Origin of the sequence: Pseudomonas fluorescens (assembly GCF_900636825.1) — a bacterium.
GTDB lineage: Bacteria > Pseudomonadota > Gammaproteobacteria > Pseudomonadales > Pseudomonadaceae > Aquipseudomonas > Aquipseudomonas fluorescens_BG.
Genome location: NZ_LR134318.1, coordinates 2129168 through 2155845 on the forward strand (window position 1 = coordinate 2129168; position 26678 = coordinate 2155845).

Here is a 26678-nt window from a genome sequence, read left to right on the forward strand (position 1 = left end):
TGGAGAGTTCTTTATGTCAGTTTCCGCCCCGAACGCTGTCCTCTCGGTCAGCGGCATCGGTAAGACCTATGCGCAACCGGTGCTGACCGGCATCGAGTTGACGCTGATGCGCGGTGAAGTGCTGGCGCTGACCGGCGAAAATGGTGCTGGTAAAAGTACCTTGTCGAAAATCATCGGCGGACTGGTCACACCGACCACCGGCCAAATGCAGTTTCAGGGCAAGGATTATCGTCCGGGCAGCCGCACCCAGGCCGAAGAGCTTGGCGTGCGCATGGTCATGCAAGAACTCAATCTGTTGCCGACATTGTCGGTGGCGGAAAATCTGTTCCTCGATAATTTGCCGAGCAATGGTGGCTGGATCAGCCGCAAGCAGCTGCGCAAGGCAGCGATCGAAGCGATGGCGCAAGTCGGTCTCGACGCGATCGATCCGGACACATTGGTCGGTGAGTTGGGCATCGGTCATCAGCAGATGGTCGAAATCGCCCGCAACCTGATCGGCGACTGTCATGTGCTGATTCTCGACGAACCGACCGCGATGCTGACAGCCCGAGAAGTCGAAATGCTTTTCGAGCAGATCACCCGACTGCAAGCGCGCGGCGTGTCGATCATTTACATCTCTCATCGTCTGGAAGAGCTGGCCCGGGTTGCCCAGCGAATTGCCGTGCTGCGCGACGGTAATCTGGTCTGCGTTGAGCCGATGGCCAATTACAACAGCGAGCAACTGGTCACGCTCATGGTCGGTCGCGAACTGGGCGAGCACATCGATATGGGGCCGCGCAAGATTGGCGCGCCGGCATTGACGGTCAAAGGCCTGTCTCGCTCGGATAAGGTGCGCGATGTTTCTTTTGAAGTGCGCGCCGGCGAGATTTTCGGCATCTCCGGACTGATCGGGGCAGGGCGCACGGAGCTGCTGCGCTTGATTTTCGGTGCCGATGTCGCCGATAGCGGCTCCATCGCGCTCGGCTCGCCAGCGCAGGTCGTCAACGTGCGCTCGCCGGTCGATGCGGTGCGTAACGGCATTGCCTTGATCACTGAGGATCGCAAAGGCGAGGGCCTTCTGCTCAGTCAGTCGATCAGTGCCAATATTGCGCTGGGCAACATGCCGGAAATTTCCAGTGGCGGAATCGTCAACAATGGCGACGAAATTTCTCTGGCGCAGCGTCAGATCGACGCCATGCGCATTCGCAGTTCGAGCCCGACACAGCTGGTTTCAGAGTTGTCAGGGGGTAATCAGCAGAAAGTGGTGATCGGCCGGTGGCTGGAGCGTGATTGTTCGGTGCTGCTGTTCGACGAACCGACCCGCGGCATCGACGTCGGCGCCAAGTTCGACATCTATGGGCTGCTTGGCGAATTGACCCGTCAGGGCAAAGCGCTGGTGGTGGTTTCCAGTGACTTGCGTGAGCTGATGCTGATCTGTGACCGGATTGGTGTGCTGTCGGCAGGGCGCCTGATCGACACCTTCGAGCGCGACAGCTGGACTCAGGATGATTTGCTTGCCGCCGCATTTGCCGGCTACCAAAAACGTGATGCGTTGCTCAACGAAGCGGCGCCTAGGGATCTCCCATGAAAACTGCATCTTCTGCCGGCAAACGTAGTGGCAACTTCTACGGACTGGGCACCTATCTGGGTCTGGCCGGGGCCCTGCTGGCGATGGTGGCGCTGTTCTCGGTATTGAGCAGCCACTTTTTGTCCTATAACACCTTCAGCACTCTGGCCAATCAGATTCCCGACCTGATGGTGCTGGCAGTCGGCATGACATTTGTGCTGATCATCGGTGGCATCGACCTTTCGGTCGGATCAGTGCTGGCATTGGCCGCTTCGACCGTCAGCGTGGCCATTCTCGGTTGGGGTTGGGGCGTTTTGCCTTCGGCGTTGCTCGGCATGGCCGTGGCGGCACTGGCCGGTACCGTCACCGGTTCGATCACCGTCGCCTGGCGAATTCCATCATTCATCGTGTCCCTGGGCGTGCTGGAAATGGCTCGGGGTCTCGCCTATCAGATGACCGGGTCGCGCACCGCGTACATCGGCGATTCGTTCGCCTGGCTGTCCAACCCGATCGCCTTTGGCATCTCGCCGTCATTCATCATCGCCTTGCTGGTGATCTTCATCGCACAGGCCGTATTGACCCGCACGGTATTTGGCCGCTATCTGATCGGCATCGGCACCAACGAAGAGGCGGTGCGTCTGGCCGGGATCAATCCCAAGCCCTACAAGATTCTGGTGTTCAGCCTGATGGGACTGTTGGCCGGGATCGCTGCGTTGTTTCAGATTTCGCGTCTGGAAGCGGCTGACCCGAACGCGGGCTCCGGGCTGGAATTGCAAGTGATCGCGGCGGTGGTGATCGGCGGTACCAGCCTGATGGGCGGGCGCGGTTCGGTGATCAGCACATTCTTTGGCGTATTGATCATTTCCGTACTGGCCGCTGGCCTGGCGCAGATCGGCGCTACCGAGCCGACCAAGCGCATCATCACTGGCGCGGTGATTGTCATTGCTGTGGTGCTCGATACTTATCGCAGTCAACGCGCCAGTCGACGGGGCTGAGAGACCGAAATGGCAACGATCAAAGATGTAGCGGCGCTCGCAGGTATTTCCTACACGACCGTATCCCATGTGGTGAACAACACCCGCCCGGTCAGTCAGGAAGTGCGGCTCAAAGTCGAAGCGGCCATCAAAAGTCTCGACTATGTGCCCAGCGCAGTTGCGCGCTCACTGAAAGCCAAGACCACCGCGACCATCGGGTTGCTGGTGCCGAACAGTCTCAACCCCTATTTCGCCGAACTTGCGCGGGGAATCGAGGATTACTGCGAACGTAACGGCTATTGCGTGATCCTGTGCAACTCCGACGATAACCCGCAAAAGCAGCGCAGCTATTTGCGTGTGCTGCTGGAAAAGCGCATCGATGGTTTGATCGTCGCCTCCGCTGGCGGCGACAGCGGTCTGGCGCAGGGCTTGGCGAACGTGAAAACGCCGATGGTCATCGTCGACCGAGGACTGGACGGTGTCGATGCTGATCTGGTGCGCATCGATCATGAATACGGCGCGTATCTGGCGACCCGGCATCTGCTCGAGCTGGGTCACCGCGATATCGCCACCATCGGCGGTCCGGCCAGTACCAGCGTGGCGCAGATGCGTCAGGCCGGATACTGCCGGGCGCTGAAAGAGGCGGGCATCGCGGTGCGCCCGGCGCGCATGCTGGAAAGTGATTTCACCAGCACCGGCGGTTACAACGCTGCAGCGATGCTGCTGGAAAAAAACCCGCCCAGTGCGATTTTTGCTGGCAACGACATGATTGGTATCGGCGTGCTGCGTGCGGCTGCCGAACGCAACGTGCGCGTGCCACAGCAATTGTCGGTCATCGGCTTCGATGACATTCAGATGAGCCGTTACGTGTATCCCGCGCTGACAACTGTCGGCCAGTCGATCCTGCAACTGGGCGAGATGGCGGCGGAAGTATTGCTGCGAAGAATTGCGACACCGGATCTGGGCACGGATCAACGGATCGTGACCCCGAGTATTGTCCTGCGCGAATCGACCGCGCCGTTGTCCGGCGTGTTCACCGAATACCGCTGAAACCGAATTGACGAGTAGTGATGTATGCCAGCAAATGTAGTGGTAATAGGCAGCCTGAACATGGATCTGGTCACCCGGGCGCCGCGGCTGCCGCGGGGCGGTGAAACGCTGATCGGTCATTCATTCGCCACTGTTTCGGGTGGCAAGGGCGCCAATCAGGCGGTGGCCGCTGCACGTCTGGGGGCGCAGGTGGCGATGGTCGGCTGCGTCGGCAACGATGATTATGGCGTGCAGTTGCGCGACGCCTTGCTGGCCGAGCAGATCGATTGCCAGGCGGTGAGCATTGTCGAGGACTCCAGTGGCGTGGCCCTGATCGTGGTTGATGACAACAGTCAGAACGCTATTGTGATTGTCGCCGGCGCCAATGGCGCCATGACGCCGGCGGTCATTGACCGGTTCGATGCGGTGTTGAAGGCCGCTGATGTGGTGATCTGCCAGCTCGAAATTCCAGACGCTACGGTCGGTCATGCGCTCAAACGTGCACGCGCGCTGGGCAAGACAGTAATCCTCAACCCGGCGCCCGCCAGTCGACCGCTGCCTGCGGACTGGTTCGGCGCGATCGATTATCTGATTCCCAACGAAAGTGAAGCCGCCGCATTGACCGGGCTGCCAGTCGACTCGCTGCAGACCGCAGAGGCCGCCGCCAATCGTCTCATCGCCATGGGCGCGGGCAAAGTCATCATCACCCTCGGCGCTGAAGGCTCGCTGTTCGCCAACGGCAAAGGCTTCGAACATTTCCCCGCGCCCAAAGTGCAAGCAGTCGATACCACTGCCGCCGGTGACACCTTCGTGGGTGGCTTTGCCGCTGCGCACGCCAGTGGCAAGTCTGAAGGCGAGGCTATTCGCTTTGGGCAGGTCGCCGCAGCATTGTCGGTCACACGCGCTGGCGCGCAGCCTTCCATTCCAACCATGTCCGACGTACAGGCATTCAAACCCGCATGAAAAAAACTCCTTTGCTCAACGTCGCGTTGTCGCGGCTGATCGCCTCTTTGGGCCATGGCGATATCGTGGTGATCGGTGACGCCGGCTTGCCGGTACCGCCGGGTGTCGAGTTGATCGACCTGGCCCTGACTCACGGTGTCCCTGATTTCGTCAGCACTTTGAAAGTCGTGCTCAGCGAAATGCAGGTAGAAAGCCACGCGCTGGCCAAGGAGATCTTCGACAAGCAGCCCACGGCGTTGAGCGCGCTGGATGCGCTGCATGATGAAGGCGAGCTGGGCCGTCGCGATCTGCTCAATCACGAACAATTCAAGGTGCTCAGCCGACAGGCGCGGGCGATTGTTCGTACGGGTGAATGCCAGCCTTATTGCAACATCGCCCTGGTAGCCGGGGTGACGTTCTGATTTCCGATTTCACATGCACAAGGAATGCGCCATGCAACGCTATGCTCAAAAACTGCATCAACTGGTCCGGAGTCTGCTGCTTTTGTCCGTGATAACTGCCACCGGCGCTCACGCGGCGGAGAAAATCGATCTGATCATCGACACCGATCCGGGTGCCGACGACGTCGTCGCGTTGCTGTTTGCCCTGGCCTCGCCGGATGAGTTGAATATTCGTGCGCTGACCACCGTCGCCGGCAACGTGCGCCTCGACAAGACCTCGCGTAATGCGCGGCTGGCTCGCGAGTGGGCAGGGCGCGAAGACGTGCCGGTCTACGCTGGCGCACCGAAACCGCTAATGCGCACGCCGATCTACGCCGAGAATATTCATGGCAAGGAAGGCCTGTCAGGCGTCACCGTACATGAGCCGAAAAAAGGTCTGGCCGAAGGCAGTGCAGTCAGTTATCTCATCGACACCCTCAAAAATGCCAAACCGCACAGCATCACCATCGCCATGCTCGGCCCACAGACCAACCTGGCGCTGGCGCTGATCCAGGAGCCGGAAATCGTCCAGGGGATCAAGGAAGTGGTGATCATGGGCGGCGCGCACTTCAACGGTGGCAATATCACGCCTGTAGCAGAGTTCAACCTGTTCGCCGACCCGCAAGCTGCTGAAGTGGTGCTCAAGAGCGGTGTGAAGCTGACTTACCTGCCGCTGGACGTCACGCACAAGATTCTCACCAGCGACGCCCGCCTGAAGCAGATTGCCGCGCTCAACAATAATGCGAGCAAAATTGTCGGCGACATCCTCAATGAATACATCAAGGGTGACATGGAGCATTACGGCATTCCGGGCGGTCCGGTGCATGACGCAACCGTCGTGGCTTATCTGCTCAAGCCGGAACTGTTCACCGGTCGCTCGGTGAACGTTGTGGTGGACAGCCGTGAAGGGCCGACGTTTGGCCAGACCATTGTCGACTGGTATGACGGCCTCAAAGCGCCAAAGAACGCATTCTGGGTTGAAAATGGCGATGCCCAGGGCTTTTTTGATCTGCTCACCGAACGCCTGAAGCGTCTGAAGTAAGCAATCAGCCCGCAGGTGCCAGCCTGCGGGTTGCTTTTCTATTCAGTTGGCGCGTCTTCCGGCACGAGCTTTTCGGTCGGATAGCGCTCGAAAATCTGCTTGATGAATTGCTGAGCCCCTTGGGTTCCCAGCTCCTTGACCAATAGATCAATGCCGATCAGTGCCAGTTCTTCCGTCGTCCCCGGACTGTAAGAGCTGTGTCCGTCTGCCCATTTGGCGTTGATGGCGGCGTCGATGCTTACAGTGGTCATGATGAGGCTCGAAAGGTCGGGAGGTCTGAGTTGGAGTTAACCATTTTGTCTGGCATTTGGCACTGCGACTTAGGCATGAGCGGAGCGCTATGCGACACTTGGTCTTTTCCGGCTTTTCAGGGAACTCGCTGTGCAGATTGATTTGAATATCCCCGACGGCCTTACCCTTGACGCTGTACGCCAGCTTTTGGCCTCGGCGAGCGACGACGTGCACAATCAACTGCGCGTGACCAAGGGTGGCATCGCCTATTTGTCCACCGTAACGGGCGGGCAGGACATCGATGGCTTGCTGTTTCGCCTGGAAACGTGGGCCAAGGGTTCCGGCTATGTAGGAAACGTCGCCGCCAGCGACGAGGTCTGGGTGATGCAGATTTTCAACGCGCTCAAGGACAACTGGCCAAATCCGCCGTTTGACTACATCGATGTCTATTAAACGCCGTTAATATCCAGTCACGATTGTTAGATGAAGTGACGAATGCCGCTCAGGCAAACTCGGCGTTTTCCGATCGTGGGGGCAGGGTGTTTGCACTGGCCTTGAAACCAAGCGCCGGATTAGCGGTCGCACGATCTCAGCTTAACTTTTTGAAATAGAGGAGGCTTCATGCCTTTGAAGTTCGCGACACTGGGTGCACTTATGGCCGCTGCCTTGCTGGCGGGTTGCAGTACGAGTTCCAGCGAGTCGGCAAAGGATCCAGTGGCAGCCGAATCCAGTCATACCCGTTGTGATGCGGCCGCCGCGCAGTTCACCATCGGCAAGAAAGCTTCGCCGGAACTGTTGGAGCAGGCCCGCACCAGGGCCGGCGCGCAGAACGCGCGGTTCCTCAAGCCTGACGACATGATCACATTGGAATACCGCTCTGATCGCTTGAACCTGAACACCGACAACAACCTGCTGATCACGCGCGTCAACTGCGGCTGACCGCTTTTGTTGCAGGCATAAAAAACCCCGTCACATGAACGGGGTTTTTTTAGTGCGCCGGGAAATTACTCTGGGCGAACCTGTGCAGCTTGCATACCCTTTTGGCCTTTCTCAGCCACGAAAGAGACGGTCTGGCCTTCTTTCAGGCTTTTGAAACCGTCGGATTCGATAGCTTTGAAGTGTACGAACAGGTCGTCACCGCCACCTTGAGGAGTGATGAAGCCGAAGCCTTTTTCATCGTTGAACCATTTAACGGTGCCGGTTTGGCGATTAGACATGGTGTATCTCCAAGAAACATATATTTTCAGTAGTACTGTGCTGCTCAGGCCAACTGGGCACACCGGGATATCATAGTCGAAATGTTCGCTTTGGTAGCCCCCCGGACGTGCTGTTTGCCAATCAGTCGTGTTTTCTTTACCGCCTGTTTCTGCTGAAAGCCCCGGTTTGCAAGGCTTTCAGCGAAACGTAAAGACGATAAAAAAACCTGTAAAACCTGCATAAATCGTCTGAAAAGGCTCATTTCCGGTACTTTTTCCGCCTTTCAGCCGATCAGGACGCTTGGTTTTCTCATTATTTCGCTGGGGTATTTGCCTTGCATTTGGCGATTTGCCCAAGAGCTTTTTGCTGCAGCTCAGGAGTCGCTTTGTTGTCCATCAGTGCCTGAATGTCGCTGGCCGGATATGACTTGATGGCGTCAGCACCACAGGCGCAATGGGATTTGGCCGCAGCAGCGCCGATCTGTTGGGTCGCTGCCTGGGTGCACTGGGCCATGTACTTCTCGCGCTCGCCTTTCGGCCAGTCGGCATGGGCGCTCAGTGGCAACAGCAGAACGACGGGGGCGACGACGGCGAATAAGCTTTTCAGACGCATGCGAGGATGCTCCTTGTGGGTCAATGTCTTGTTATCTGAGGGCGCAAGGGCCGATCAAGTTCAGCACTCTGGCATAAAAACGGACAATTCGCCTTCTGCCAAATCAGGGCGTAAGCGACCGCTCATCTGTGCTAGGATGCCGGGCTCAAGCGTTTTCAGGCTTCGGAGGACCTTCAGTCCCGAGGCGGTCGGCGTGCGAATATTTCCGATTTGAATCCCAGTCACTCTGGTTCGGTTTTCCGGTTGGCCGCAAGGCTCCTGCCGCTGTAAGGCAGGCGTTCGTCATTGAATGGCCTGGATCGGATCTTGTACTGGCTCATCCCAACCCACGTGACCTTTGGTAGGGGTCACCACTAGGAGAGGAGGCGCCATGCCAACTATTACTCTTCCCGACGGCAGTCAACGTTCATTCGATCACCCGGTTTCCGTAGCCGAGGTCGCCGCATCCATTGGTGCAGGTCTGGCCAAAGCCACCGTGGCCGGCAAGGTCAATGGCCAACTGGTCGACGCCAGCGACATCATCAGCAGCGACGCGACCCTGCAAATCATCACGCCAAAGGATGAAGAGGGGCTGGAGATCATTCGCCACTCTTGCGCCCACCTGGTGGGGCATGCAGTCAAGCAATTGTACCCGACCGCAAAAATGGTCATCGGGCCAGTGATTGACGAAGGCTTCTATTACGACATCGCCTACGAGCGTCCCTTCACGCCCGAAGACATGGCGGCTATCGAACAGCGCATGCAGCAGCTGATCGAGAAAGATTACGACGTCATCAAGAAAGTCACTCCGCGCGCCGAAGTGATCGAAGTGTTCAAGGCACGCGGCGAAGACTATAAGCTGCGCCTGGTCGAGGACATGCCGAACGAGCAGACCATGGGTCTGTACTATCACGAAGAATACGTCGACATGTGCCGTGGTCCGCACGTGCCGAACACACGCTTCCTGAAGTCCTTCAAATTGACCAAGCTGTCGGGCGCCTACTGGCGTGGCGACGCCAAGAACGAGCAATTGCAGCGCGTTTACGGCACCGCTTGGGCAGACAAGAAGCAACTGGCCGCTTACATCCAGCGCATCGAAGAAGCGGAAAAGCGCGATCACCGCAAGATCGGCAAGCGTCTGGGCCTGTTCCACACCCAGGAAGAATCCCCGGGCATGGTGTTCTGGCACCCGAACGGCTGGACTCTGTATCAGGTGCTTGAGCAGTACATGCGCAAGATCCAGCGCGACAACGGCTATCTTGAGATCAAGACGCCGCAAGTTGTCGACCGCAGCCTGTGGGAGAAATCCGGGCACTGGGCCAACTACGCCGACAACATGTTCACCACTCAGTCGGAAAACCGCGACTACGCCATCAAGCCGATGAACTGCCCTTGCCACGTGCAGGTGTTCAATCAGGGTCTGAAAAGCTACCGCGAGCTGCCGATGCGTCTGGCCGAGTTCGGTGCCTGCCACCGTAACGAGCCATCGGGCGCGCTGCACGGGATCATGCGCGTGCGTGCGTTCACTCAGGACGACGCCCACATCTTCTGCACTGAAGAGCAGATGCAGGCCGAATCCGCCGCATTCATCAAGCTGACCATGGATGTCTATCGCGATTTCGGCTTTACCGAAGTCGAGATGAAGTTGTCCACTCGTCCGGAAAAACGCGTGGGTTCCGACGAGCTGTGGGATCGCGCTGAAGCGGCACTCGCTGCAGCCCTTGATTCTGCGGGGCTGCCGTACGATCTGCAGCCGGGAGAGGGCGCGTTCTACGGTCCGAAGATCGAGTTTTCGCTGAAAGATTGTCTCGGTCGCGTCTGGCAGTGTGGTACCTTGCAGCTCGATTTTAACCTGCCTGTCCGTTTGGGCGCTGAATACGTCTCCGAAGACAACAGCCGCAAACACCCAGTGATGTTGCACCGTGCGATCCTCGGTTCATTCGAGCGATTCGTCGGGATTCTGATCGAGCACTACGAAGGTGCTTTCCCTGCGTGGCTTGCGCCGACCCAGGCGGTGATCATGAATATCACTGATAAACAGGCAGATTTTGTTGCAGAAGTAGAAAAAACTCTCAACGAAAGCGGATTTCGTGCCAAGTCCGACTTGAGAAATGAAAAGATCGGCTTTAAAATCCGCGAGCATACCTTGCTCAAGGTTCCCTATCTCTTGGTTATCGGAGATAAGGAAGTCGAGATGCAGACTGTCGCTGTGCGTACTCGTGAAGGTGCTGACCTGGGCTCGATGCCCGTCGCCCAGTTCGCTGAGTTTCTCGCGCAAGCGGTTTCCCGGCGTGGTCGCCCAGATTTGGAGTAATTATTATTAAGCGTGAAATGAGACAAGATAAACGAGCTGCACCGAAAGCCCCGATCAACGAGAATATCTCGGCACGCGAGGTTCGGTTAATTGGCGCTGATGGCGAGCAGATTGGCATCGTCTCGATTGATGAAGCGCTTCGTATTGCTGAAGAAGCAAAGCTTGATCTGGTGGAAATCTCCGCAGACGCAGTCCCACCGGTTTGCCGGGTGATGGACTACGGCAAATCGATCTTCGAAAAGAAGAAACAGGTTGCTGCAGCGAAGAAAAACCAGAAGCAGATTCAGGTAAAAGAAATCAAGTTTCGTCCAGGGACGGAGGAAGGGGATTACCAGGTAAAACTGCGCAACCTGGTACGTTTCCTGAGTGATGGGGACAGGGCCAAGGTATCCTTGCGATTCCGCGGCCGTGAGATGGCCCACCAGGAGCTGGGGATGGAACTCCTCAAGCGGGTTGAAGCTGACCTGCTCGAGTACGGTTCGGTCGAACAGCATCCTAAGATGGAAGGACGCCAGCTGATCATGGTCATCGCCCCGAAAAAGAAGAAGTAATCAACAGGGCACGGCAGGCCTTCTGATTATGTTTATCAACTGAATGCGGAGTATCCGAACATGCCAAAAATGAAAACCAAAAGTGGTGCTGCTAAGCGGTTTCTGAAAACTGCTAACGGTATCAAGCACAAGCACGCTTTCAAGAGCCACATCCTGACTAAAATGTCGACCAAGCGTAAGCGTCAACTGCGCGGTAGCAGCTTGCTGCATCCGTCTGACGTGGCAAAAGTCGAGCGCATGCTGCGCCTTCGTTAATTTAGTCAAGAATAGAGGAAGTAACTCATGGCTCGTGTAAAGCGTGGCGTCATTGCCCGTAAGCGTCACAAAAAAATTCTGAAACTTGCTAAAGGCTACTACGGCGCACGCTCCCGCGTATTCCGTGTTGCCAAGCAAGCGGTAATCAAGGCAGGCCAATACGCCTACCGTGACCGTCGTCAGAAAAAACGTCAGTTCCGCGCTCTGTGGATCGCTCGTATCAACGCTGGTGCTCGTGTTAACGGTCTGTCCTACAGCCGTTTCATCGCTGGCCTGAAAAAAGCGTCCATCGAGATCGACCGTAAGGTTCTGGCTGATCTGGCAGTGAACGAAAAAGCGGCGTTTGCTGCGATTGTCGAGAAAGCTAAAGCCACCTTGGCTTAAGTACCCCCGACAGTCACCCGGCCTCACCTCTGTGGGGCCAGGTGTTAAACGTCATAAATAGGGGAAGAGCCTTCAAGCTCTTCCCCTATTTTGTATCTGGAGTCTGTACATGGAAAACCTGGATGCGCTGGTCTCTCAAGCACTAGAGGCTGTGCAAAGCGCTGAAGATATCAATGCCCTGGAGCAAATCCGGGTTCAATACCTTGGTAAAAAGGGCGAATTGACTCAGGTGATGAAGACCCTGGGGAATTTGCCGGCAGAAGAGCGTCCGCAAGTCGGCGCCCTGATCAACGTTGCCAAGGAACGTGTTACAGGCGTTCTCAACGCGCGCATGGCTCTGTTCGAGGAAGCCGAACTGGCTGCCAAGCTGTCCGCCGAATCCATTGACGTGACTTTGCCCGGCCGCGGCCAGACCTCAGGTGGTCTGCACCCGGTTACCCGGACTCTGGAACGTGTTGAACAGTTCTTCACCCGCATCGGCTATGGCATTGCCGAAGGCCCAGAGGTCGAAGACGACTACCACAACTTTGAAGCGCTCAACATCCCAGGCCACCACCCGGCCCGGTCGATGCATGACACCTTCTATTTCACTGCCAACATGTTGCTGCGCACCCATACCTCGCCGGTACAGGTCCGCACCATGGAATCGAAACAACCGCCGATCCGCATCGTCTGCCCAGGCCGTGTGTATCGCAGCGACTCCGATATCACCCACTCGCCGATGTTTCACCAGGTCGAAGGCCTGCTGGTTGATCGCGACATCAACTTTGCCGATCTCAAGGGCACCATCGAAGAATTCCTGCGCGTGTTCTTTGAAAAAGAACTGGCCGTACGTTTCCGTCCTTCGTACTTCCCGTTCACCGAGCCATCCGCCGAAGTCGATATGGAATGCGTGATGTGCAGCGGAAAAGGCTGCCGCGTCTGCAAACAGACCGGCTGGCTGGAAGTGATGGGCTGCGGCATGGTTCACCCGAACGTGCTGCGCATGTCCGGCATCGACCCGGAAGAATTTTCCGGCTTTGCCTTCGGCATGGGCGTCGAGCGTCTGGCCATGCTCCGTTACGGCGTGAACGACTTGCGTCTGTTCTTCGACAACGACCTGCGGTTCCTCGCGCAATTTCGCTAGTCGTAACGAATTCTTAGGAGAGCAGGATGAAATTCAGTGAACAATGGCTGCGTGGCTGGGTTAGCCCGCAGGTAGACCGCGACGAGCTGGTTGCTCGTCTGTCGATGGCCGGCCTTGAGGTCGATAGCGTTACGCCGGCCGCCGGTGTATTCAATGGCGTCGTGGTCGGCGAGGTGCTGAGCACCGAGCAACACCCGGATGCCGACAAGCTGCGCGTGTGCCAGGTCAGCAATGGTGCGGAAACGTTCCAGGTCGTGTGCGGAGCGCCAAACGTGCGTCCGGGCCTGAAGATTCCATTCGCCATGATCGGTGCCGAACTGCCGGGCGATTTCAAGATCAAGAAGGCCAAGCTGCGTGGCGTTGAGTCCAACGGCATGTTGTGCTCGCAGGCTGAGCTGCAGGTTGGCGAAGGCAATGACGGCCTGATGGAGCTGCCGGCCGATGCGCCAGTGGGCGAAGATTTCCGAGTGTACCTGGATCTCGAAGACGCCAGCATCGAGGTCGATCTGACCCCGAACCGTGGCGACTGCCTGTCGCTGGCCGGTCTGGCCCGTGAAGTTGGCGCGTTGTATGACGCCCCGGTGACTCGTCCGGTCGTAAATGTCGTCCCGGCCGCACACGATGAAGTGCGTCCGGTGGAGGTGCTTGCACCGGCCGCATGCCCGCGTTACCTGGGTCGGGTTATCCGTAACGTAGACTTGTCCAAGCCAACCCCATTGTGGATGGTTGAGCGTCTGCGTCGCGCCGACGTACGCAGCATTGACGCTGCGGTCGATATCACCAACTACGTGATGCTCGAGCTGGGTCAGCCGCTGCATGCGTTCGACCTCGCCGAAATCAATGGCGGCATCCGCGTGCGCATGGCGGAAGAGGGCGAAAAGCTGGTTTTGCTCGACGGTCAGGAAGTCAGTCTGCGTAGCGACACGCTGGTCATCGCCGACCACACTCGCGCCTTGGCAATTGCCGGTGTGATGGGTGGCGAACACAGCGGCGTTTCCGCGACGACTCGCGACGTGTTTCTGGAGTCTGCGTTTTTCGATCAGATCGCCGTGGCGGGCAAGGCTCGTTCCTATGGCCTGCACACTGACGCATCGCACCGCTACGAGCGCGGCGTCGACTGGCAACTCGCCCGTGAAGCCATGGAGCGCGCCACTGGCTTGCTGCTGGAAATCACCGGCGGTGAAGCCGGGCCGATCATCGAAACCGTCAGCGAGCAACATCTGCCGTCGATCGCGCCGATCACGCTGCGTTCCCAGCGCATCACCCAGATGCTCGGTATGGAAATGGATTCGGCACAGGTCGAGCGTCTGCTCAGTGGCCTGGGTCTGAAGATTTCTGCCGACGGGGCAGGGCAGTGGCGCGTGGAAGTGCCAAGCCATCGCTTCGATATCAGTCTGGAAGTCGACTTGATCGAAGAGCTGGCTCGCTTGTACGGCTACAACCGTTTGCCGGTTCGTTACCCGCAAGCCCGCCTGGCACCACAAGCCAAGGCTGAAGCGCGTAGCGATTTGCCTGAGCTGCGTCGCTTGCTGGTGGCGCGTGGTTATCAGGAAGCGATCACTTACAGCTTCATCGATCCGCGTCAGTTCGAGTTGTTCAGCCCGGGCGTCGAGCCGCTGTTGCTGGCCAATCCGATCTCCAACGACATGGCAGCCATGCGCTCGTCGCTGTGGCCGGGTCTGGTTAAAGCACTGCAGCACAACCTTAATCGTCAGCAAGATCGCGTGCGTCTGTTCGAAAGTGGTCTGCGCTTCGTCGGTCAACTTGAAGGCTTGAAGCAAGAGCCGATGCTGTCCGGTGTGGTCTGCGGCAGCCGTCTGCCGGAAGGTTGGGCGCAAGGCCGCGACACCGTTGACTTCTTCGACGTCAAAGCCGATGTGGAAGCAGTTCTGGGCTTCGCGGGGGCGTTGGATTCGTTCAGTTTCGCCCCGGGCAAACACCCGGCGTTGCACCCTGGCCAAACCGCGCGCATTGAGCGCGAATGCCGCGAAGTCGGTTTCATCGGCGCCATTCACCCGGAATTGTCGAAGGCGCTGGGTCTGGATCGTCCTGTGTTCGTTTTCGAGCTGGTTCTGGCCGAAGTCGCACTCGGTAAAATGCCGAAATTCCACGAGTTGTCGCGCTTTCCTGAAGTGCGTCGTGACCTTGCATTGATCGCGCACAAAGACGTCGCGGCCTCGGCCGTGCTGGACGTAATCCGTGAAAATGCAGGCGAATGGCTCACAGATCTCAGGCTGTTTGACGTATATCAGGGTAAAGGCATTGATCCTGATAGAAAAAGCCTCGCAGTTGGCTTGACCTGGCAGCATCCATCGCGCACTCTTAATGACGATGAGGTGAATTCGACGACGCAAAATATCCTCACCTCGCTCGAACAAAGGTTGAACGCCACGTTAAGGAAGTGACGTATGGGGGCTTTGACGAAAGCTGAGATGGCGGAACGTCTGTATGAAGAGCTGGGCCTGAACAAGCGGGAAGCCAAGGAATTGGTCGAACTGTTTTTCGAGGAAATCAGGCACGCTCTTGAAGACAACGAGCAGGTCAAATTGTCGGGTTTCGGCAATTTCGACCTTCGGGACAAACGCCAGCGGCCTGGCCGCAACCCGAAAACGGGGGAAGAAATCCCGATCACGGCTCGCCGTGTGGTCACCTTTCGTCCAGGGCAGAAGTTGAAGGCCCGAGTTGAGGCTTATGCTGGAACCAAGTCATAACGACGAACTACCCGTCATCCCGGGCAAACGCTACTTCACCATTGGTGAAGTCAGCGAGCTGTGTGCCGTAAAGCCACACGTGCTGCGCTATTGGGAGCAGGAGTTTCCTCAACTCAACCCCGTCAAACGCCGCGGAAACCGCCGGTATTATCAGCGCCAGGACGTGCTGATGATCCGGCAGATTCGCGCGCTCCTTTATGATCAAGGCTTCACCATCGGCGGCGCACGCCTGCGCCTGTCCGGCGACGAAGCCAAAGATGACACCACTCAATACAAGCAGATGATCCGGCAGATGATTGCTGAATTGGAAGATGTGCTGGTGGTTCTCAAGAAATAAAAAGCTGCGTTTGAATACTTCCAGTTTTCAAAAGCTTGCGATATATTCTTGAGCGCTCTTCGAGGTGAAGGGCGATCCGCAACACCAGTCGGGGCGTAGCGCAGTCCGGTAGCGCACTAGCATGGGGTGCTAGGGGTCGAGTGTTCGAATCACTCCGTCCCGACCATTATTTCTGATTTAAATCAGACACTTAAGCCGATCAGATGGATCGGCTTTTTTGTGCCTGCGCAAAACTTGCGCGAAACTACCCGGTGATTTCGCTGATATTCAAATCAAGAATTGCCTCTGCCCAGATGATTTCGGCATGGTCTTTCTGGTAGGTCTTCGTCATGGTCTCGCTTGCATGGCCGGCGCTGCGCCGTAATGGGCGCGAGGTCGATTGTGTTCTGCAGCCAGAACGGTGACTTCTCCCGGATGGCCTTCGACGATATGTCGCTTGCGTTGCTTCTTCTCGATGCGATTAATAGTGCTGGCGGCCCGGTTGTTCGGGCAGCGGCCTTTGGCCGCTGCGTGGTTGAAAATGTCGATCAGCAGCGCGCGGCACTGGTTCGCAGCGCGCGGCGTTAAGGCGTCCAGCATCTCCGCGATCATGCGTATCGTGATCTGGTCGACCGCTTTGCCTTCGAACTGTTTCCGGAAACGGCGGAAGTGCACGGCGTATAAGCCCAATGTTCCTTTCGCCAGCTCCCGTGGCGGCAGCACCTCGCGCTCGTATATGTCCAGGAACCCGGCAAATGATTCCGATGTGCTGCCCATCACGGCGCCGGCCAGGTCAGCGCCGCGCATGAACTCCAAATTCAACTGCTTCGCGGCATCGATCGCTTTGATCCGGTCGGCGCCGAACTGGAACCACTTAGCGTCGGTGGGCCGGCGGCAGCTATAGGCCGAGCGCCGCGAATCGAAGTACAGGTTCTGCGGTAGGCTCTTGTTCGCCTTGTTGCGCGGCCGTGGGACCATCATGCAGCTCCTTTCAATACCATCGCGATCAGGTCATTGCCGTCCGACCGGCCGAACGCTGTCCAATCAACGTACCAGAGTTTGCCGATTTGCTCGCCGGGCACCTAGCCGTTTCGGATGTAGTGGCGGATTGCTTGGGGGCACGGAGGCGTGTCGCTCTCGCCCAGCGCCGGCACTGGAACTCACTGATCTTGAGCAGCTCTTTTCTCATTGTGATGCTTCACGCCACGCGTGGCGGTAGAAGGTAGTTATTCGGTTTTAGTAGGGAACCACTCGGTGTCGTATTCGAGCTGCGTCACCAGTCAGGAGTTAGGCAAGGAAGCTGTCGCTCGTAGGTGAGGTAGCCGTATAGCTTTTCAATCCAGTCGGGGACCTCTTCCATGAATTTCGACTTGTAGATCGTAGTAGGTGGTCGACGGCCTTCTCGAACTCCTAAATAGTTTCGCTGATCCTCGACTTGAGCAAACCTGCGTTTTTCAGTCAGCAATTTTGACTCTAAGGACATGAGCCTCTCTCAGAGAGTTCCGCTCCTGCGTGAGCCGATCGTTGTCTCCTACCAAGCCCTAAATATTTTTCAGCGCCCGCTTCAACTGAAGTGTGAGCGCTTCGAATTCGTTCTCGTACATTCGGAGTTGATGCCGGCAGGTTTCGATCGGCGCCAGAGGAACTGGGGGGCGACCAATAGTGCAGGGGGCGGCGGCGATACATCCATGGGAAGTCTTGTGATCGCGCCCGGAAGGGGGGGGCGGATCGGTCTTCGGGGTGACGGTATTGGATGGACCTATATTGACGGCGTTCTTACTGCGCCTTCTCCTACGCAGTTGACTCCTGAAGAATAGTCAGGAGGAATCAAGGCGAGTTGGATCATCGGCAGGCCTCTGCTGCTCAATCAATGGCACCAGCTCTGCTATCTCTCCAGTTAGGAGACGCTTCCTATGAGGAGGTCGCTACTGCAAAGTCTGGGCAAGCTTACTATCGAGCCCTAACCGCTTCCGTCGTTTCCGTGGAAAACCCAGACTGGCCCGATCCCCCTTCGGTGTAAAACAATGTCCTTTTATGCCGCCCTACACGGCTTTTTTTTCACGGTGAGGGTGTTCTTGGTTGAGCAAAACGATAAACTCCGCACCTTCCGAACGTCGGGGCGCATGGAGTTGTATCGCAATGAAAAGAATTGAAGGCAGAATTGTCTTTCTGGACTATATGCGAATATTTGCGTTTATAAGCGTGTTAATAGGGCATAAGTTTTATATTGAATTGCTTGAGTCTACCGTAAATCCCAATATTCATTCGACATTGAAGGTATTCATCTCGCTTCTATTGCCGGTTACAGCTGCCGGAGGGGCAGGGGTTGTTGTTTTTTTTCTTACATCTGGTTATATCATAACGCATGTATTATCTGCTGAAAGGCCGGTCGAATTTCTAATTAAAAGAGTGTTCAGAATTTATCCGCTGTATGCTTTTGCGGTAATTATGCAGGTACTGTTGGAGTCATATGTTCAAGGTATTTCAATGCCAAGCCTTGGGGTGCTAATTCCAAGGTTGTTGCTAATTGGAGACTTTTTAGGAACACCTATGGGGCTGGGGGGCGTCGAGTGGACGCTTCGCATTGAGGTCGTTTTCTATTTATTCATGGCTTTGCTGTCGTGGATAGGGTGTTTATCTGTCCCAAAAGTAATGCCATTAATTTATGTTTTGACAACCTTGAGTCTTTACCTGGCTCAGCCGTTCCCCAGCGCACCCGGTTTGTCATTGGGTTATTTTACGTTATACGCCCCTTTCCTTTTCATCGGTTCGTTGATCTATCTAGCTCATGTGAAACTCATAAGTGCTGCATTGTCTTGGTTCGCTGGGGCATTGATAGTGCTCGTGTTTCTTCTGGAAGTTCCGGTTATCCAGCCAAACTGGAAGGATCAGAACTTTGCAGTGTTGGCAATTGCAATCTTCATGATGGCGTATTCTTATATGGATAGGTTGGCTGATGGTGCTCTAATCCGGCTTTTATCGAACCTTACGTATTCAGTATATTTGTTTCATAACTGGATTTGGGGTTATGTCGGCATATTAGTTGACAAGGTAGGGGTACTTTCTATTCCACGAAGTTTTCAGATTCTTGTAGTGTTGTTCGTGTTGTGTTATTTGGCCCATCGTACTATTGAACGGTACGGCTTGCATGTTGGGAAAAAGGCTCTAGCGATTTACAATGAAAAAAACGCTCTCAGGATTATTGCTAGGCAATGAGGGCTCCATCATAAAAATCCCTTAATAAAAGATGCCCGACTCTACCGACATAAGCTTCTTTCTTGCTATTCGATTGCAGCAAGCGCCAGAGCAATCAACCGTATGCCAAAGTTTGCTAGGTTACTGCGTGCATGGGGTGCTAAGGGTCGAGTGTTCGAATCACTCCGTCCCGACCATACTATTCAATGACTTAGGCCAATGTTCGCAGCATTGGCCTTTTTCATGCGCGTGACTTTTGCGCCTGCAAGCATCACGTCAGCGATTGCAAATGCATGCTTTTCGAAGTCTTCAGCCGCCCAAGTCGACACGTCCGTTTGGCTGTTTGGCGATCCGTTTGTTCCGCCATGTATTCTATGACTGATACATCTATGATTGATCCCCGTAACTCGGATGCACTCATCCGCTCCGCGGGTTGCCGTTGAGTGCGGAGGGGAGATGAATCGGCCGACGATCACGGTTGGAACAACCGCGACGAGATTCTTGCCAGCGACAGGTGCATTTGCACAGCATGCGGGCAATGGCCTGCACCAAGCCAAATTACAACGTGGTATCACGAAAAGCATGCCTGCTGCACTTTCTGCGGCCTTACCGGCGTCGTTGTTCGCTCCAAATCCGGATTGCCACTTGCGGCGTATCAAGACTGCCGTATTCCTGAGTAGCGGACAGGTCGAGTTCAGCCTGCCGGGCCGAGCGGCGGGTGCTGTGCGATATCGGCGTAAGCTTGGATCGCGACGTCGCGCCCGCGGAAATTTTTTGATCGGGCTTACGACTACTTTGCCCGCCGTCCGGAACCGCCAGCCCTCGGCCGATGCCGAAAGAGCAACCACAATGAGGGCATGGCAATGACCGAAGAAAAAACTGAAATCCCAGAGGAAGAAGTACCGGATCAATCGACACCTGCGCATTCCACAGAAGAGGAGCGCGAGCGCTTGAAGGACTTCAACAAGGACGGCATCCCGCCGGGCAGTTGCTGATCGGCCCGCTCAGGCGGGCTATGCGGCTTCTTTCAGCCTTTTGATGATTCGCTGGCTTCGCCGATCACCATCCTGCGCATCTCGCGCATCAGCATTCACACGCAAAGCCTCGTCATTGAACGGGGCTTTTTTCATGCCCGCTCGTCGAGCGAATCGCACTCCCGGATTCCGTCTCCTCTCTCAACTGTAAGCGCAGACCCTGCGCCACTGACGGGAGAGAGTGATGATTGACGACAATAACGGCCCTGAAGCGCCATACCCTGGACCAAGCGAGCAAGCGCCTGACTCTGGCGAAGGCCATGATTCCGGTCTTGATCAGGCTGAGTCGGAGCCAAAGCAGGGCACTGACGAACGGCCGGAAGACTGGAATCCGCCGCCCGGTAACCCCGGCTCTGATCAGGACGCCCAGACGGGCCGCGATAACGGCGGAGCGAAGTAGACTCCATCCCAAGCGCGCTCACATAACCCGACCGAGAGTCGGGTTTTCATTGCCTCGCAGAATGATCTAGCTAATTGAAGAGCGGCTGAACGGTATTTGGATGATGTCGACGAAAGAGGGGCAAGACAGCAAAAAGGAGCCGGCGGTGGACTTTCAGCCCAAACCGCCGGCAATGAGCATGGTTACTCTACGCTGCAGATCCAGCGATGGTTGTATCGGTAAGGAGCACGAATGAAGTGCACATCCGAAACCAGATTCAAACCGCGCTCTTGAAGTGCCTCGGTCAGTTGTACGAGTGTCTCTGCTTGGATAGTCATTGCTGTCACCTCGTCAGATTTACTGCGTTCATAATTCTTGACCGAGGGGGCAGGGCGCTAATTCATTTTTTTTGCAGTCGCACCTTTTGACTATGCGCCGGATGAAGCGCGGCTGTCGTAACTGCTAAGGGCGTTAAACAAGTTTCCCCGCAAGTGCAGGAAATCCATCAGCTAGAGCCTTCCCCGAACAATCCTTTGCAATTTCACCTCGTCTGCATAGCTGCGGAGCTTTGCTTGCTGGGCCGAAAGCAGCGAACACATTTTCATCAAAAGGATCGCTTCCTTCGGCGCAGCCGAGCGCCCAGCGCTGGCGGTCAGTTCACTCACCGACCAGCCGAGAATTGCAGCGGCGTCTTCAAGGTCGAAGAACAGTTCCTGCTGGGCAGTCCTGGGTCCATCGAGTTTCTGCATGAGATCTACCCCGTCCAGTCACTGTTCGAATGCGGTGTTCTCGGTGACTGCGCTCAGCCTTTAGGGCGCGCGGTCCTTTCAAGCGTCACAACGCAGGCGGCATAGAAGTTTTTGTGAAACTCGAAAATCGTTTTATCCCGCTTCACTTCGTCCTGATATTGCGGAATTTCGTAGGCCTGTTGAATCAAGGTCTTGTACAAGCCGCCTACGTATTCGTTTTCCTTCTCTGCCGCGTCAGCCATTTGTTCGAGCGTGGCCACGGGTACGCCGCCCTGTCTGGCTTTCATGACGGCTTTGGCCGAGTTTTCAACCCGTGTGCATTCCGCCAGACCATCGTCTGGCAAATCGGCGCTATGCGCGTAAACACTGATCAACATAGCCGCCGTTGCTGCAAGACATCTTTGGATCATGACGCGCCATCCTTGATTTTGAGCACGAACCTTAGCATTCATGGCTCAGCGCCACCATCGAATCGCCTTGATCAGTCGGGAAAATTTACTGCGCGGGTTTTTTCATATCGTTCGTGTCGCTGGAACCGGCAGCGTCCTTTTGCGTTTCGTGTGATTCGGCACCGGAATTTGAGCCCGACGCTTCTTCGCCTTTTTTGTCAGCCTTGTCATCTTTCGATGCAGAACTGCCATGATTCATGCCCGGAACAGCGGCGGGGGGCATGGGAGATCCCGCCGTTGTGTCGGCCGCCAATGAAAAGAGTGGGCTCATCGAAAGAAGACCGGCCAGTCCGCAGACAGCAATTTTGTTTTTCATAACGTCGATATCCAAGCCAAGGGATGTACTCCTTGGAAGCGCTCAACTACGGAACGTGCGGACGACCGGACCGGCGGCACAGCGCCGTTCGCATTCGGCAGAGTCGATACGAATAGCCGCATGACTATCAATTCAAAAAAACAGGGAGAAAGCGGCAAAGTGCTGGCCCCCGAGCGCCGCGGTCATCGGCAAAATCGCCTTTTTTCAAAAGGTTAGGTTGGCATCATGCGGACGATTGTCATCACCGTTGCAGCGCTTTCTCTGGCTGTTATCGCCTCGGGGCTTCAGGCAAAGGAATTGAGCAAGGGGCATCGATTCGCCTGTGTCTGGGGCTCGGATATTGCTGCCGGCGCCCAACAATCGAAACTGTCTGGAGTCTCCCTGTACGGCGCGCGCAAGCAGTTGCAAGTCCGCAGGTTTCAGCAACCGTGGATGCGCATGACCGCGATGGGAATTACCGAGCAGACCTACAACAGCAGCTCGAAGCTAAGGCCGGCGGCGGTGAAGCAGACGTATTACGAGCAATGTGTCCGGCATGAACTGGCGCGGCGCTGAAAGTCGCACACGGATCAGGAGTCGCGGGACGCTTTGACGCTGGTCGGCCCGGCAACGCGTGGCAGCGGTTTCGTCTGCATCAGCGCATCGAGCGCTTTGCGATATTGCTGCCCGCCGAGCGCCATGCTGTTGTTGTGCGTCGCGCCCGGCACCAGCAGCAGGCGTTTGGGTTGCTGCGCGGCGTTGAATAATTGCTCACTGAAACGCGGCGGCACGAAAGCGTCTGCCAAACCATGGACCACCAGCAATGGCATGTGGATCTCGGCGATTTTGTCGATGGAGTCGAATTTCTGCGACAGCAGCCAGCGCACCGGCAATGAGGTATTGGCCACGGCGGCGGCAACGTCCGCCAATGACGTAAACGTCGACTCGATCACCAGACCGCGCACCGGCAGCGGTGTATTTTTGCGCGCGGCATCCTGACCCAGTTCTGCGGCCAGATCGATTGCAACAGCTCCGCCGAGCGAATGACCGTAGATCAGCCGTTTATTCGGATCGGGTTGCAGGAGCTTGAAGCGCTCCCACGCCACCCGCGCATCTTCGTAAACGCTGCTTTCCGAGGGTAGATCGCCTTTACTCTGGCCAAATCCGCGATAGTCGATGGCCAGTACCGAATAGCCCGCCGCGCGCAACTGCTCGATGCGAAACAACTGCCCGGTGAGGTTCCAGCGTACGCCATGCAGATAAAGGATGGCCGGCGCGTTGGGCTTTTCCGCCGGCCACCACCAGGCGTGAATATTCTGCCCGGCGCTGAAACTCTTCGGTTGCAGATCAAGTTCCTGCACGCTGCCAGGCAAGCCGCGATACCAGCCAGCGGTGCCCGGTTCGATGCGAAACAGCAGTGTGCGTTCGGTATGTTCGAGTACGGCACAACTCGTCGGCACGCCGATAATCAGCGCGGCCATGCAGGCGAACGCTAAGCGGCGGCGACGCAGACGGGTCATGAAGGCAATGAACATTAAACGTTTCACCACGGCGCAGACAAAGAACGCTTTTTACCAGATAGCTCGGTCCGCGCGTGGGATTTACGACCACCGTACGTGTTCAACGATTTCAAAATGCTGCAAACAATCAGCCGACCTGCAGCACGATTTTGCCGATATGGTCGCCGGCCTCCATGTGTGCATGGGCTTTGGCCGCGTCGTTGAGCGCAAAAACCTTGTCGATGAGGGGCAGGCAGCGGCCGGACGCCAGTGCTGGCCACACATGTTCGCGCAGCTCACTGGCAATCGCCGCTTTTTCCGCAGCGGTGCGTGCTCGCAATAGCGATCCGGTGATCACCGCGCGTTTGGCCATCATCGCCAGCAAGTCAAAATCATTGGCCCGGGCGCCCCCTAGAAAACCGAGCATGACCAGCCTTCCGTCCATCGCCAGGGCGCTGACATTACCGTTGAGATAAGAGCCACCCATGATGTCGAGAATCACATTCACGCCTTGACCGTCAGTTTTCTCGGCCACGACCTTGGCGAAGTCTTCCTCGCGATAGTTGATAGGCTGACCGCCGAGCTTACTGATCGCCGCGCATTTGTCAGCGCTGCCTGCGGTGGCAAAGGCATCGATGCCGAATTCGCGGCAGAGCATCAGGGCGGTGGTGCCGATGCCGCTGGTGCCGCCGTGGATCAACGCGCGCTGGCCCTTGCTCGCGCCACCGAGACCGAACAGGTTGGCCCACACCGTGAAAAACGTTTCCGGGATGGCGGCGGCCTGCACCCAGTCGAGCCCATTGGGGATTGGCAGCGTCTGACCGGCCGGCACAGCTGCGTATTCGGCATAACCGCCGCCATTGGTTAGGGCGCAGACCCGATCGCCGACGGCGAACGCATTCACACCGGCGCCGACAGACACCACGACGCCGGAGACTTCCAGGCCGGGAATCGGGTTCATGCCGGGTTTCATCGGATATTGCCCGGCACGTTGCAAGGCGTCCGGGCGGTTGACGCCGGCAGCGTGCACTTGAATCAGCACTTCGCCTTCCGCTACATCCGGTAGCGGCACGCGTTTGACTTGCAAGACATCAGGGCCACCGGGTTCGGTGATTTCAATGCGCGTCATTTCAGCGGGCAAAGACATGTTGAATCCTCCAGGAAAAAGGTCTGTAGATGGGAACGCAGTCGGCGAGCAATGATTCCCTTCAATTGGCGCAGCAGCGGCTATCGGCGCCAGAGGCCGGCAGCCATTTCGTGACGAATTCCAGCAATAACGCCACGACGATCGCGCCGCAGGCGACCACAAACAGCGTCGCGTGGTGGCCGCCATTCGCGTTGAACAGCGCTGAGTAAGCGAAACCCGCGAGTGCCTGGAACGAGGCAAACGACACTGTGGCGCGACTCCAGGCGATTTGCTGACGAGCGTGCTGCGGCACCAGCTCATGCACCCGCGCCAACGCCAGCGGGACGATGCCCGGTGGAAATGAACCGAGGATCACCGCAAGCACCGCCAATGCCGCAAAAGTATGCGAAACAGCCAGCAGCCCCAGAGCAATCGCTTGAACCACCAGCACCAGGCGAATGCTCAAACGGGCGCCGAAATGATCGGCGAGGAAACCGTAACTCACTGGACCGACAATCGCGCCCAAGCCGTACATGACCCAAACGAGTCCGCCGACATGTGCACCGGCGCCGACCCCACGCGCGACGTAATCCACCAGAAACACCATGGCTGGCACCAGGCCGGCGGCCATGAAGGCGTACTGCGCGAACAACACATACACATCGCGAGGTATTGGCGCAGGCGCGGCATCGTGGTGAATGACGGCATGTCGCAGATCCGCGGGCCAGCCGAACCAGCTCACTGCGGTCAGCAGCAGCGCAATCGCGCCGAGCCCCACCCAGGTGGCTTGCAGACCAAGCTGCAACAGCGGCGGAACAATCGTCCCCGAACCGGCGATGCCGAGGCCGATGCCAAGGAAGATCGCACCACTGGCCAGGCCTTTGCGCGCCGGCGGAACATGGGGCAACACCGTTGCCGCCACCAGCACCATGATCGCGCCGCCAGCGATGCCTGACAGCAAGCGCCAGCCGAAAAACCAGCTCACAGACAACGGCAGTGCACAGGCGAAAAATGCTGCGGTCACGGCCAGCATCATCAGTCGCAGGGCGTTCTTGTTGCCCAGATGATGTGCCATGGGTCGGCCGAGCAGGGCGCCGATCAGGTAACCGATCAGATTGGCGGCGCCGAGATAGACCACATCGCTGGCGGAAAACCACTGCGCCTCGATCAGCGAAGGAATCAGCGGTGTGTAGGCAAACCGTGCCAGTCCAATGCTGACCAGGCTGGCGCAAAGGCCAGCGATGATCGGCATCCAGGGAGCACCAGAGGTTGAGGTACGCATGATTTCAGTTTCCGAGAAAGATTCATGGCGCCCAGCATATCGGTTATCGTTGCTGCGTTTATGCAGCGAATTTCCATCGTTATGATGCGTAAATGCATCATAAGGAGGCAGGGTGAATTGGGATGATGCACGGGTGTTTCTCGCTGTCTGCCGCGCCTCGACATTGCGCGGAGCCGCGCGAATCCTCAATGTCGATCAGGCGACGGTCGGGCGACGTATCGCCGCGCTGGAAAAATCCCTCGGGGCCACGTTGTTTCTGCGCACCTCCGACGGTTACGCACTGACTGCGGTGGGTGAGGCGGCGCTGAAGAGCGTGGAAAAAATGGAGCATTCAGCGCTAGAGCTGGAGCGGCAGATTCAGGGTCTGGACGACCGGCTGACGGGCAGCGTGCGGGTCAGCACCACCGATTCGCTGGCGATCGATTTCCTCATTCCGGCAATCGCTTGCCTGCATGAGCAGCATCCGGATGTGCAGGTGCACCTCGACGCTTCGACGCAGATTCTCAGTCTGGCCAAGCGCGAGGCGGATATCGCCGTGCGCAATACGCGGCCCGACAATCCTGATTTGATCGCGCGGCGAATTGCGCGCTGGCCCGTAGGACTTTTCGCTGCTCAGGCTTATGTCGACGACCACGGGGTTCCCGAACCGGGCACAGCCTTTGAAGGCCATGATCTGGTGGTCTATCAACCGTATCTGAAAAAAGACCTGACGCTGGTCAGTGAACCGCTGACACGCGGGCGCATCGTCGCGACGCTAAGCTCCAGTCTGCTGGTGCGGCGTTCGATTGCGGCAGGCCTGGGTGTTGGGGAGATTCCGGTATACATGGGCGAACGCGACGGCCTCGTCAGAATCTGGCCGCAGCGAGTCCGCCCTGAGCCCTACGACGTGTGGCTGGTGACCCACGCGGATTTACGCCATACCGCGCGTGTACGGGCAGTGATCGCGCAGATCGTCGAGGCGTTTGCTCTGGAGAATGAATAAGCTCGTTACGGGGTTTTGGCAGGGCTACAAAACCTGACG

Annotated in this window: 30 protein-coding genes, 1 tRNA gene and 2 pseudogenes; 22 read left to right on the forward strand and 11 right to left on the reverse strand. The window is 57.1% G+C overall.

What is annotated here, in order from left to right:
- The first annotated feature begins 13 nt into the window (after positions 1-13).
- Genes EL257_RS09610 through EL257_RS09635 form a run of 6 tightly spaced genes read left to right on the forward strand, consistent with a single transcriptional unit; the run spans position 14 to position 5973 of the window.
- Positions 14-1567: a sugar ABC transporter ATP-binding protein gene (locus EL257_RS09610; RefSeq protein ID WP_126361976.1), complete on the forward strand. Its 1554-nt coding sequence runs from the start codon at positions 14-16 to the stop codon at positions 1565-1567.
- Entirely contained in the window at positions 1564-2541 is a 978-nt protein-coding gene (locus tag EL257_RS09615) for an ABC transporter permease (RefSeq protein WP_126361978.1), read from the forward strand. Before EL257_RS09610 ends, EL257_RS09615 begins: the two co-directional genes overlap by 4 nt.
- 9 nt (positions 2542-2550) lie before the next feature.
- Positions 2551-3570 carry a LacI family DNA-binding transcriptional regulator gene (locus EL257_RS09620; RefSeq protein ID WP_126361980.1) on the forward strand — a complete coding sequence of 340 codons (1020 nt, stop codon included), beginning with the start codon at positions 2551-2553 and terminating at the stop codon, positions 3568-3570.
- A 24-nt stretch (positions 3571-3594) separates the two neighbouring features.
- Entirely contained in the window at positions 3595-4512 is a 918-nt protein-coding gene (rbsK, locus tag EL257_RS09625; protein ID WP_126361982.1) for a ribokinase, read from the forward strand.
- On the forward strand, positions 4509-4913 hold the full coding sequence (gene rbsD / locus EL257_RS09630; RefSeq protein WP_126361984.1) for a D-ribose pyranase: 405 nt from the start codon (positions 4509-4511) through the stop codon (positions 4911-4913). Before rbsK ends, rbsD begins: the two co-directional genes overlap by 4 nt.
- A 31-nt stretch (positions 4914-4944) precedes the next feature.
- Entirely contained in the window at positions 4945-5973 is a 1029-nt protein-coding gene (locus EL257_RS09635; protein ID WP_126361986.1) for a nucleoside hydrolase, read from the forward strand.
- Between the two features lie 38 nt (positions 5974-6011).
- Here EL257_RS09635 and EL257_RS09640 read toward each other — a convergent pair whose 3' ends face one another.
- The gene (locus tag EL257_RS09640; RefSeq protein ID WP_126361988.1) at positions 6012-6224 is read right to left on the reverse strand and encodes a hypothetical protein; all 213 of its coding nucleotides are present in this window, start codon (positions 6222-6224) and stop codon (positions 6012-6014) included.
- Between the two features lie 130 nt (positions 6225-6354).
- Between EL257_RS09640 and EL257_RS09645 the strand changes: the two genes are divergently transcribed.
- Together EL257_RS09645 and EL257_RS09650 are read left to right on the forward strand one after the other, a co-directional pair.
- Positions 6355-6657 (forward strand): hypothetical protein, encoded by a 303-nt coding sequence (locus tag EL257_RS09645; protein ID WP_126361990.1) that lies wholly within the window; start codon positions 6355-6357, stop codon positions 6655-6657.
- 168 nt (positions 6658-6825) lie between these two features.
- Positions 6826-7143, forward strand: coding sequence for an I78 family peptidase inhibitor (locus tag EL257_RS09650; RefSeq protein WP_126361992.1), 318 nt, complete (start codon positions 6826-6828; stop codon positions 7141-7143).
- Positions 7144-7208: 65 nt separating this feature from the next.
- Here the strand turns inward: EL257_RS09650 and EL257_RS09655 are convergent, their stop codons facing one another.
- Entirely contained in the window at positions 7209-7421 is a 213-nt protein-coding gene (locus EL257_RS09655) for a cold-shock protein (RefSeq protein ID WP_003179963.1), read from the reverse strand.
- Between the two features lie 292 nt (positions 7422-7713).
- On the reverse strand, positions 7714-8013 hold the full coding sequence (locus tag EL257_RS09660) for a hypothetical protein (protein ID WP_126361994.1): 300 nt from the start codon (positions 8011-8013) through the stop codon (positions 7714-7716).
- 370 nt (positions 8014-8383) lie between these two features.
- Between EL257_RS09660 and thrS the strand changes: the two genes are divergently transcribed.
- From thrS to EL257_RS09705, 9 genes are all read left to right on the forward strand, one after another.
- The gene (thrS, locus tag EL257_RS09665; protein ID WP_126361996.1) at positions 8384-10306 is read left to right on the forward strand and encodes a threonine--tRNA ligase; all 1923 of its coding nucleotides are present in this window, start codon (positions 8384-8386) and stop codon (positions 10304-10306) included.
- Positions 10306-10857 carry a translation initiation factor IF-3 gene (gene infC / locus EL257_RS09670; RefSeq protein WP_172604547.1) on the forward strand — a complete coding sequence of 184 codons (552 nt, stop codon included), beginning with the start codon at positions 10306-10308 and terminating at the stop codon, positions 10855-10857. Before thrS ends, infC begins: the two co-directional genes overlap by 1 nt.
- A gap of 60 nt (positions 10858-10917) precedes the next feature.
- Positions 10918-11112 (forward strand): 50S ribosomal protein L35, encoded by a 195-nt coding sequence (rpmI, locus tag EL257_RS09675; RefSeq protein ID WP_002553160.1) that lies wholly within the window; start codon positions 10918-10920, stop codon positions 11110-11112.
- Positions 11113-11139: 27 nt separating this feature from the next.
- Positions 11140-11496, forward strand: coding sequence for a 50S ribosomal protein L20 (gene rplT, locus EL257_RS09680; RefSeq protein WP_002553161.1), 357 nt, complete (start codon positions 11140-11142; stop codon positions 11494-11496).
- Positions 11497-11605: 109 nt separating this feature from the next.
- Positions 11606-12622 (forward strand): phenylalanine--tRNA ligase subunit alpha, encoded by a 1017-nt coding sequence (gene pheS, locus EL257_RS09685; protein ID WP_126361998.1) that lies wholly within the window; start codon positions 11606-11608, stop codon positions 12620-12622.
- 26 nt (positions 12623-12648) lie between these two features.
- Positions 12649-15027 carry a phenylalanine--tRNA ligase subunit beta gene (gene pheT / locus EL257_RS09690; RefSeq protein ID WP_126362000.1) on the forward strand — a complete coding sequence of 793 codons (2379 nt, stop codon included), beginning with the start codon at positions 12649-12651 and terminating at the stop codon, positions 15025-15027.
- 3 nt (positions 15028-15030) lie between these two features.
- Positions 15031-15333 carry an integration host factor subunit alpha gene (ihfA, locus tag EL257_RS09695; RefSeq protein ID WP_002553164.1) on the forward strand — a complete coding sequence of 101 codons (303 nt, stop codon included), beginning with the start codon at positions 15031-15033 and terminating at the stop codon, positions 15331-15333.
- The gene (locus EL257_RS09700; RefSeq protein ID WP_003179985.1) at positions 15314-15670 is read left to right on the forward strand and encodes a MerR family transcriptional regulator; all 357 of its coding nucleotides are present in this window, start codon (positions 15314-15316) and stop codon (positions 15668-15670) included. The genes ihfA and EL257_RS09700 overlap by 20 nt, the downstream gene beginning before the upstream one ends.
- 89 nt (positions 15671-15759) lie before the next feature.
- Positions 15760-15836, forward strand: a tRNA-Pro gene (locus tag EL257_RS09705).
- Between the two features lie 181 nt (positions 15837-16017).
- On the opposite strand, the pseudogene EL257_RS09710 reads toward EL257_RS09705, so the two are convergent.
- Both EL257_RS09710 and EL257_RS27915 read right to left on the reverse strand, forming a co-directional pair.
- Positions 16018-16627: pseudogene (locus tag EL257_RS09710) on the reverse strand (phage integrase Arm DNA-binding domain-containing protein); the annotation flags it as partial.
- A pseudogene (locus tag EL257_RS27915) lies at positions 16627-16838 on the reverse strand (hypothetical protein). The pseudogenes EL257_RS27915 and EL257_RS09710, both read right to left, overlap by 1 nt.
- A 950-nt stretch (positions 16839-17788) precedes the next feature.
- On the opposite strand from EL257_RS27915, the gene EL257_RS09725 reads away from it, so the two are divergent.
- From EL257_RS09725 to EL257_RS09735, 3 genes are all read left to right on the forward strand, one after another.
- A complete protein-coding gene (locus tag EL257_RS09725; RefSeq protein WP_126362002.1) occupies positions 17789-18865 on the forward strand; it encodes an acyltransferase family protein in 1077 nt (358 codons plus the stop codon).
- Between the two features lie 842 nt (positions 18866-19707).
- The gene (locus EL257_RS28205) at positions 19708-19839 is read left to right on the forward strand and encodes a hypothetical protein (protein WP_269471995.1); all 132 of its coding nucleotides are present in this window, start codon (positions 19708-19710) and stop codon (positions 19837-19839) included.
- Positions 19840-20062: 223 nt separating this feature from the next.
- A complete protein-coding gene (locus tag EL257_RS09735) occupies positions 20063-20278 on the forward strand; it encodes a hypothetical protein (protein WP_126362006.1) in 216 nt (71 codons plus the stop codon).
- Between the two features lie 488 nt (positions 20279-20766).
- Here EL257_RS09735 and EL257_RS09740 read toward each other — a convergent pair whose 3' ends face one another.
- From EL257_RS09740 to EL257_RS09750, 3 genes are read right to left on the reverse strand one after another with little or no spacing between them, the layout of a single operon-like run.
- Positions 20767-21006, reverse strand: coding sequence for a hypothetical protein (locus EL257_RS09740; protein WP_126362008.1), 240 nt, complete (start codon positions 21004-21006; stop codon positions 20767-20769).
- A 53-nt stretch (positions 21007-21059) separates the two neighbouring features.
- Positions 21060-21458 (reverse strand): hypothetical protein, encoded by a 399-nt coding sequence (locus EL257_RS09745; RefSeq protein ID WP_232013073.1) that lies wholly within the window; start codon positions 21456-21458, stop codon positions 21060-21062.
- Positions 21459-21501: 43 nt separating this feature from the next.
- A complete protein-coding gene (locus tag EL257_RS09750) occupies positions 21502-21786 on the reverse strand; it encodes a hypothetical protein (RefSeq protein WP_419866594.1) in 285 nt (94 codons plus the stop codon).
- A gap of 210 nt (positions 21787-21996) precedes the next feature.
- Here EL257_RS09750 and EL257_RS09755 point away from each other — a divergent pair, with 210 nt between their 5' ends.
- A complete protein-coding gene (locus tag EL257_RS09755; protein WP_126362012.1) occupies positions 21997-22326 on the forward strand; it encodes a hypothetical protein in 330 nt (109 codons plus the stop codon).
- 14 nt (positions 22327-22340) lie between these two features.
- Here the strand turns inward: EL257_RS09755 and EL257_RS09760 are convergent, their stop codons facing one another.
- The 3 genes from EL257_RS09760 to EL257_RS09770 all read right to left on the reverse strand — a co-directional run bounded on the left by EL257_RS09760 (position 22341) and on the right by EL257_RS09770 (position 25657).
- Positions 22341-23285 (reverse strand): alpha/beta hydrolase, encoded by a 945-nt coding sequence (locus tag EL257_RS09760; RefSeq protein ID WP_126362014.1) that lies wholly within the window; start codon positions 23283-23285, stop codon positions 22341-22343.
- A 112-nt stretch (positions 23286-23397) separates the two neighbouring features.
- The gene (locus EL257_RS09765; RefSeq protein WP_126362016.1) at positions 23398-24396 is read right to left on the reverse strand and encodes an NAD(P)H-quinone oxidoreductase; all 999 of its coding nucleotides are present in this window, start codon (positions 24394-24396) and stop codon (positions 23398-23400) included.
- Positions 24397-24457: 61 nt separating this feature from the next.
- Positions 24458-25657 carry a YbfB/YjiJ family MFS transporter gene (locus EL257_RS09770; protein ID WP_126362018.1) on the reverse strand — a complete coding sequence of 400 codons (1200 nt, stop codon included), beginning with the start codon at positions 25655-25657 and terminating at the stop codon, positions 24458-24460.
- 112 nt (positions 25658-25769) lie between these two features.
- On the opposite strand from EL257_RS09770, the gene EL257_RS09775 reads away from it, so the two are divergent.
- Positions 25770-26639 (forward strand): LysR family transcriptional regulator, encoded by an 870-nt coding sequence (locus tag EL257_RS09775; protein WP_126362020.1) that lies wholly within the window; start codon positions 25770-25772, stop codon positions 26637-26639.
- Positions 26640-26678 lie beyond the last annotated feature (39 nt).

What these genes read in the sequence shown, in the direction of transcription:
- EL257_RS09610 (WP_126361976.1), top strand. Translation starts at nt 14, where the DNA reads ATGTCAGTTTCCGCCCCGAACGCTGTCCTCTCGGTCAGCGGCATCGGT.
- EL257_RS09615 (WP_126361978.1), top strand. Translation starts at nt 1,564, where the DNA reads ATGAAAACTGCATCTTCTGCCGGCAAACGTAGTGGCAACTTCTACGGA.
- EL257_RS09620 (WP_126361980.1), top strand. Translation starts at nt 2,551, where the DNA reads ATGGCAACGATCAAAGATGTAGCGGCGCTCGCAGGTATTTCCTACACG.
- rbsK (WP_126361982.1), top strand. Translation starts at nt 3,595, where the DNA reads ATGCCAGCAAATGTAGTGGTAATAGGCAGCCTGAACATGGATCTGGTC.
- rbsD (WP_126361984.1), top strand. Translation starts at nt 4,509, where the DNA reads ATGAAAAAAACTCCTTTGCTCAACGTCGCGTTGTCGCGGCTGATCGCC.
- EL257_RS09635 (WP_126361986.1), top strand. Translation starts at nt 4,945, where the DNA reads ATGCAACGCTATGCTCAAAAACTGCATCAACTGGTCCGGAGTCTGCTG.
- EL257_RS09640 (WP_126361988.1), bottom strand. Translation starts at nt 6,224, where the DNA reads ATGACCACTGTAAGCATCGACGCCGCCATCAACGCCAAATGGGCAGAC.
- EL257_RS09650 (WP_126361992.1), top strand. Translation starts at nt 6,826, where the DNA reads ATGCCTTTGAAGTTCGCGACACTGGGTGCACTTATGGCCGCTGCCTTG.
- EL257_RS09655 (WP_003179963.1), bottom strand. Translation starts at nt 7,421, where the DNA reads ATGTCTAATCGCCAAACCGGCACCGTTAAATGGTTCAACGATGAAAAA.
- EL257_RS09660 (WP_126361994.1), bottom strand. Translation starts at nt 8,013, where the DNA reads ATGCGTCTGAAAAGCTTATTCGCCGTCGTCGCCCCCGTCGTTCTGCTG.
- thrS (WP_126361996.1), top strand. Translation starts at nt 8,384, where the DNA reads ATGCCAACTATTACTCTTCCCGACGGCAGTCAACGTTCATTCGATCAC.
- rpmI (WP_002553160.1), top strand. Translation starts at nt 10,918, where the DNA reads ATGCCAAAAATGAAAACCAAAAGTGGTGCTGCTAAGCGGTTTCTGAAA.
- rplT (WP_002553161.1), top strand. Translation starts at nt 11,140, where the DNA reads ATGGCTCGTGTAAAGCGTGGCGTCATTGCCCGTAAGCGTCACAAAAAA.
- pheS (WP_126361998.1), top strand. Translation starts at nt 11,606, where the DNA reads ATGGAAAACCTGGATGCGCTGGTCTCTCAAGCACTAGAGGCTGTGCAA.
- pheT (WP_126362000.1), top strand. Translation starts at nt 12,649, where the DNA reads ATGAAATTCAGTGAACAATGGCTGCGTGGCTGGGTTAGCCCGCAGGTA.
- ihfA (WP_002553164.1), top strand. Translation starts at nt 15,031, where the DNA reads ATGGGGGCTTTGACGAAAGCTGAGATGGCGGAACGTCTGTATGAAGAG.
- EL257_RS09700 (WP_003179985.1), top strand. Translation starts at nt 15,314, where the DNA reads ATGCTGGAACCAAGTCATAACGACGAACTACCCGTCATCCCGGGCAAA.
- EL257_RS09725 (WP_126362002.1), top strand. Translation starts at nt 17,789, where the DNA reads ATGAAAAGAATTGAAGGCAGAATTGTCTTTCTGGACTATATGCGAATA.
- EL257_RS28205 (WP_269471995.1), top strand. Translation starts at nt 19,708, where the DNA reads ATGACCGAAGAAAAAACTGAAATCCCAGAGGAAGAAGTACCGGATCAA.
- EL257_RS09735 (WP_126362006.1), top strand. Translation starts at nt 20,063, where the DNA reads ATGATTGACGACAATAACGGCCCTGAAGCGCCATACCCTGGACCAAGC.
- EL257_RS09740 (WP_126362008.1), bottom strand. Translation starts at nt 21,006, where the DNA reads ATGCAGAAACTCGATGGACCCAGGACTGCCCAGCAGGAACTGTTCTTC.
- EL257_RS09745 (WP_232013073.1), bottom strand. Translation starts at nt 21,458, where the DNA reads ATGAATGCTAAGGTTCGTGCTCAAAATCAAGGATGGCGCGTCATGATC.
- EL257_RS09755 (WP_126362012.1), top strand. Translation starts at nt 21,997, where the DNA reads ATGCGGACGATTGTCATCACCGTTGCAGCGCTTTCTCTGGCTGTTATC.
- EL257_RS09760 (WP_126362014.1), bottom strand. Translation starts at nt 23,285, where the DNA reads ATGTTCATTGCCTTCATGACCCGTCTGCGTCGCCGCCGCTTAGCGTTC.
- EL257_RS09765 (WP_126362016.1), bottom strand. Translation starts at nt 24,396, where the DNA reads ATGTCTTTGCCCGCTGAAATGACGCGCATTGAAATCACCGAACCCGGT.
- EL257_RS09770 (WP_126362018.1), bottom strand. Translation starts at nt 25,657, where the DNA reads ATGCGTACCTCAACCTCTGGTGCTCCCTGGATGCCGATCATCGCTGGC.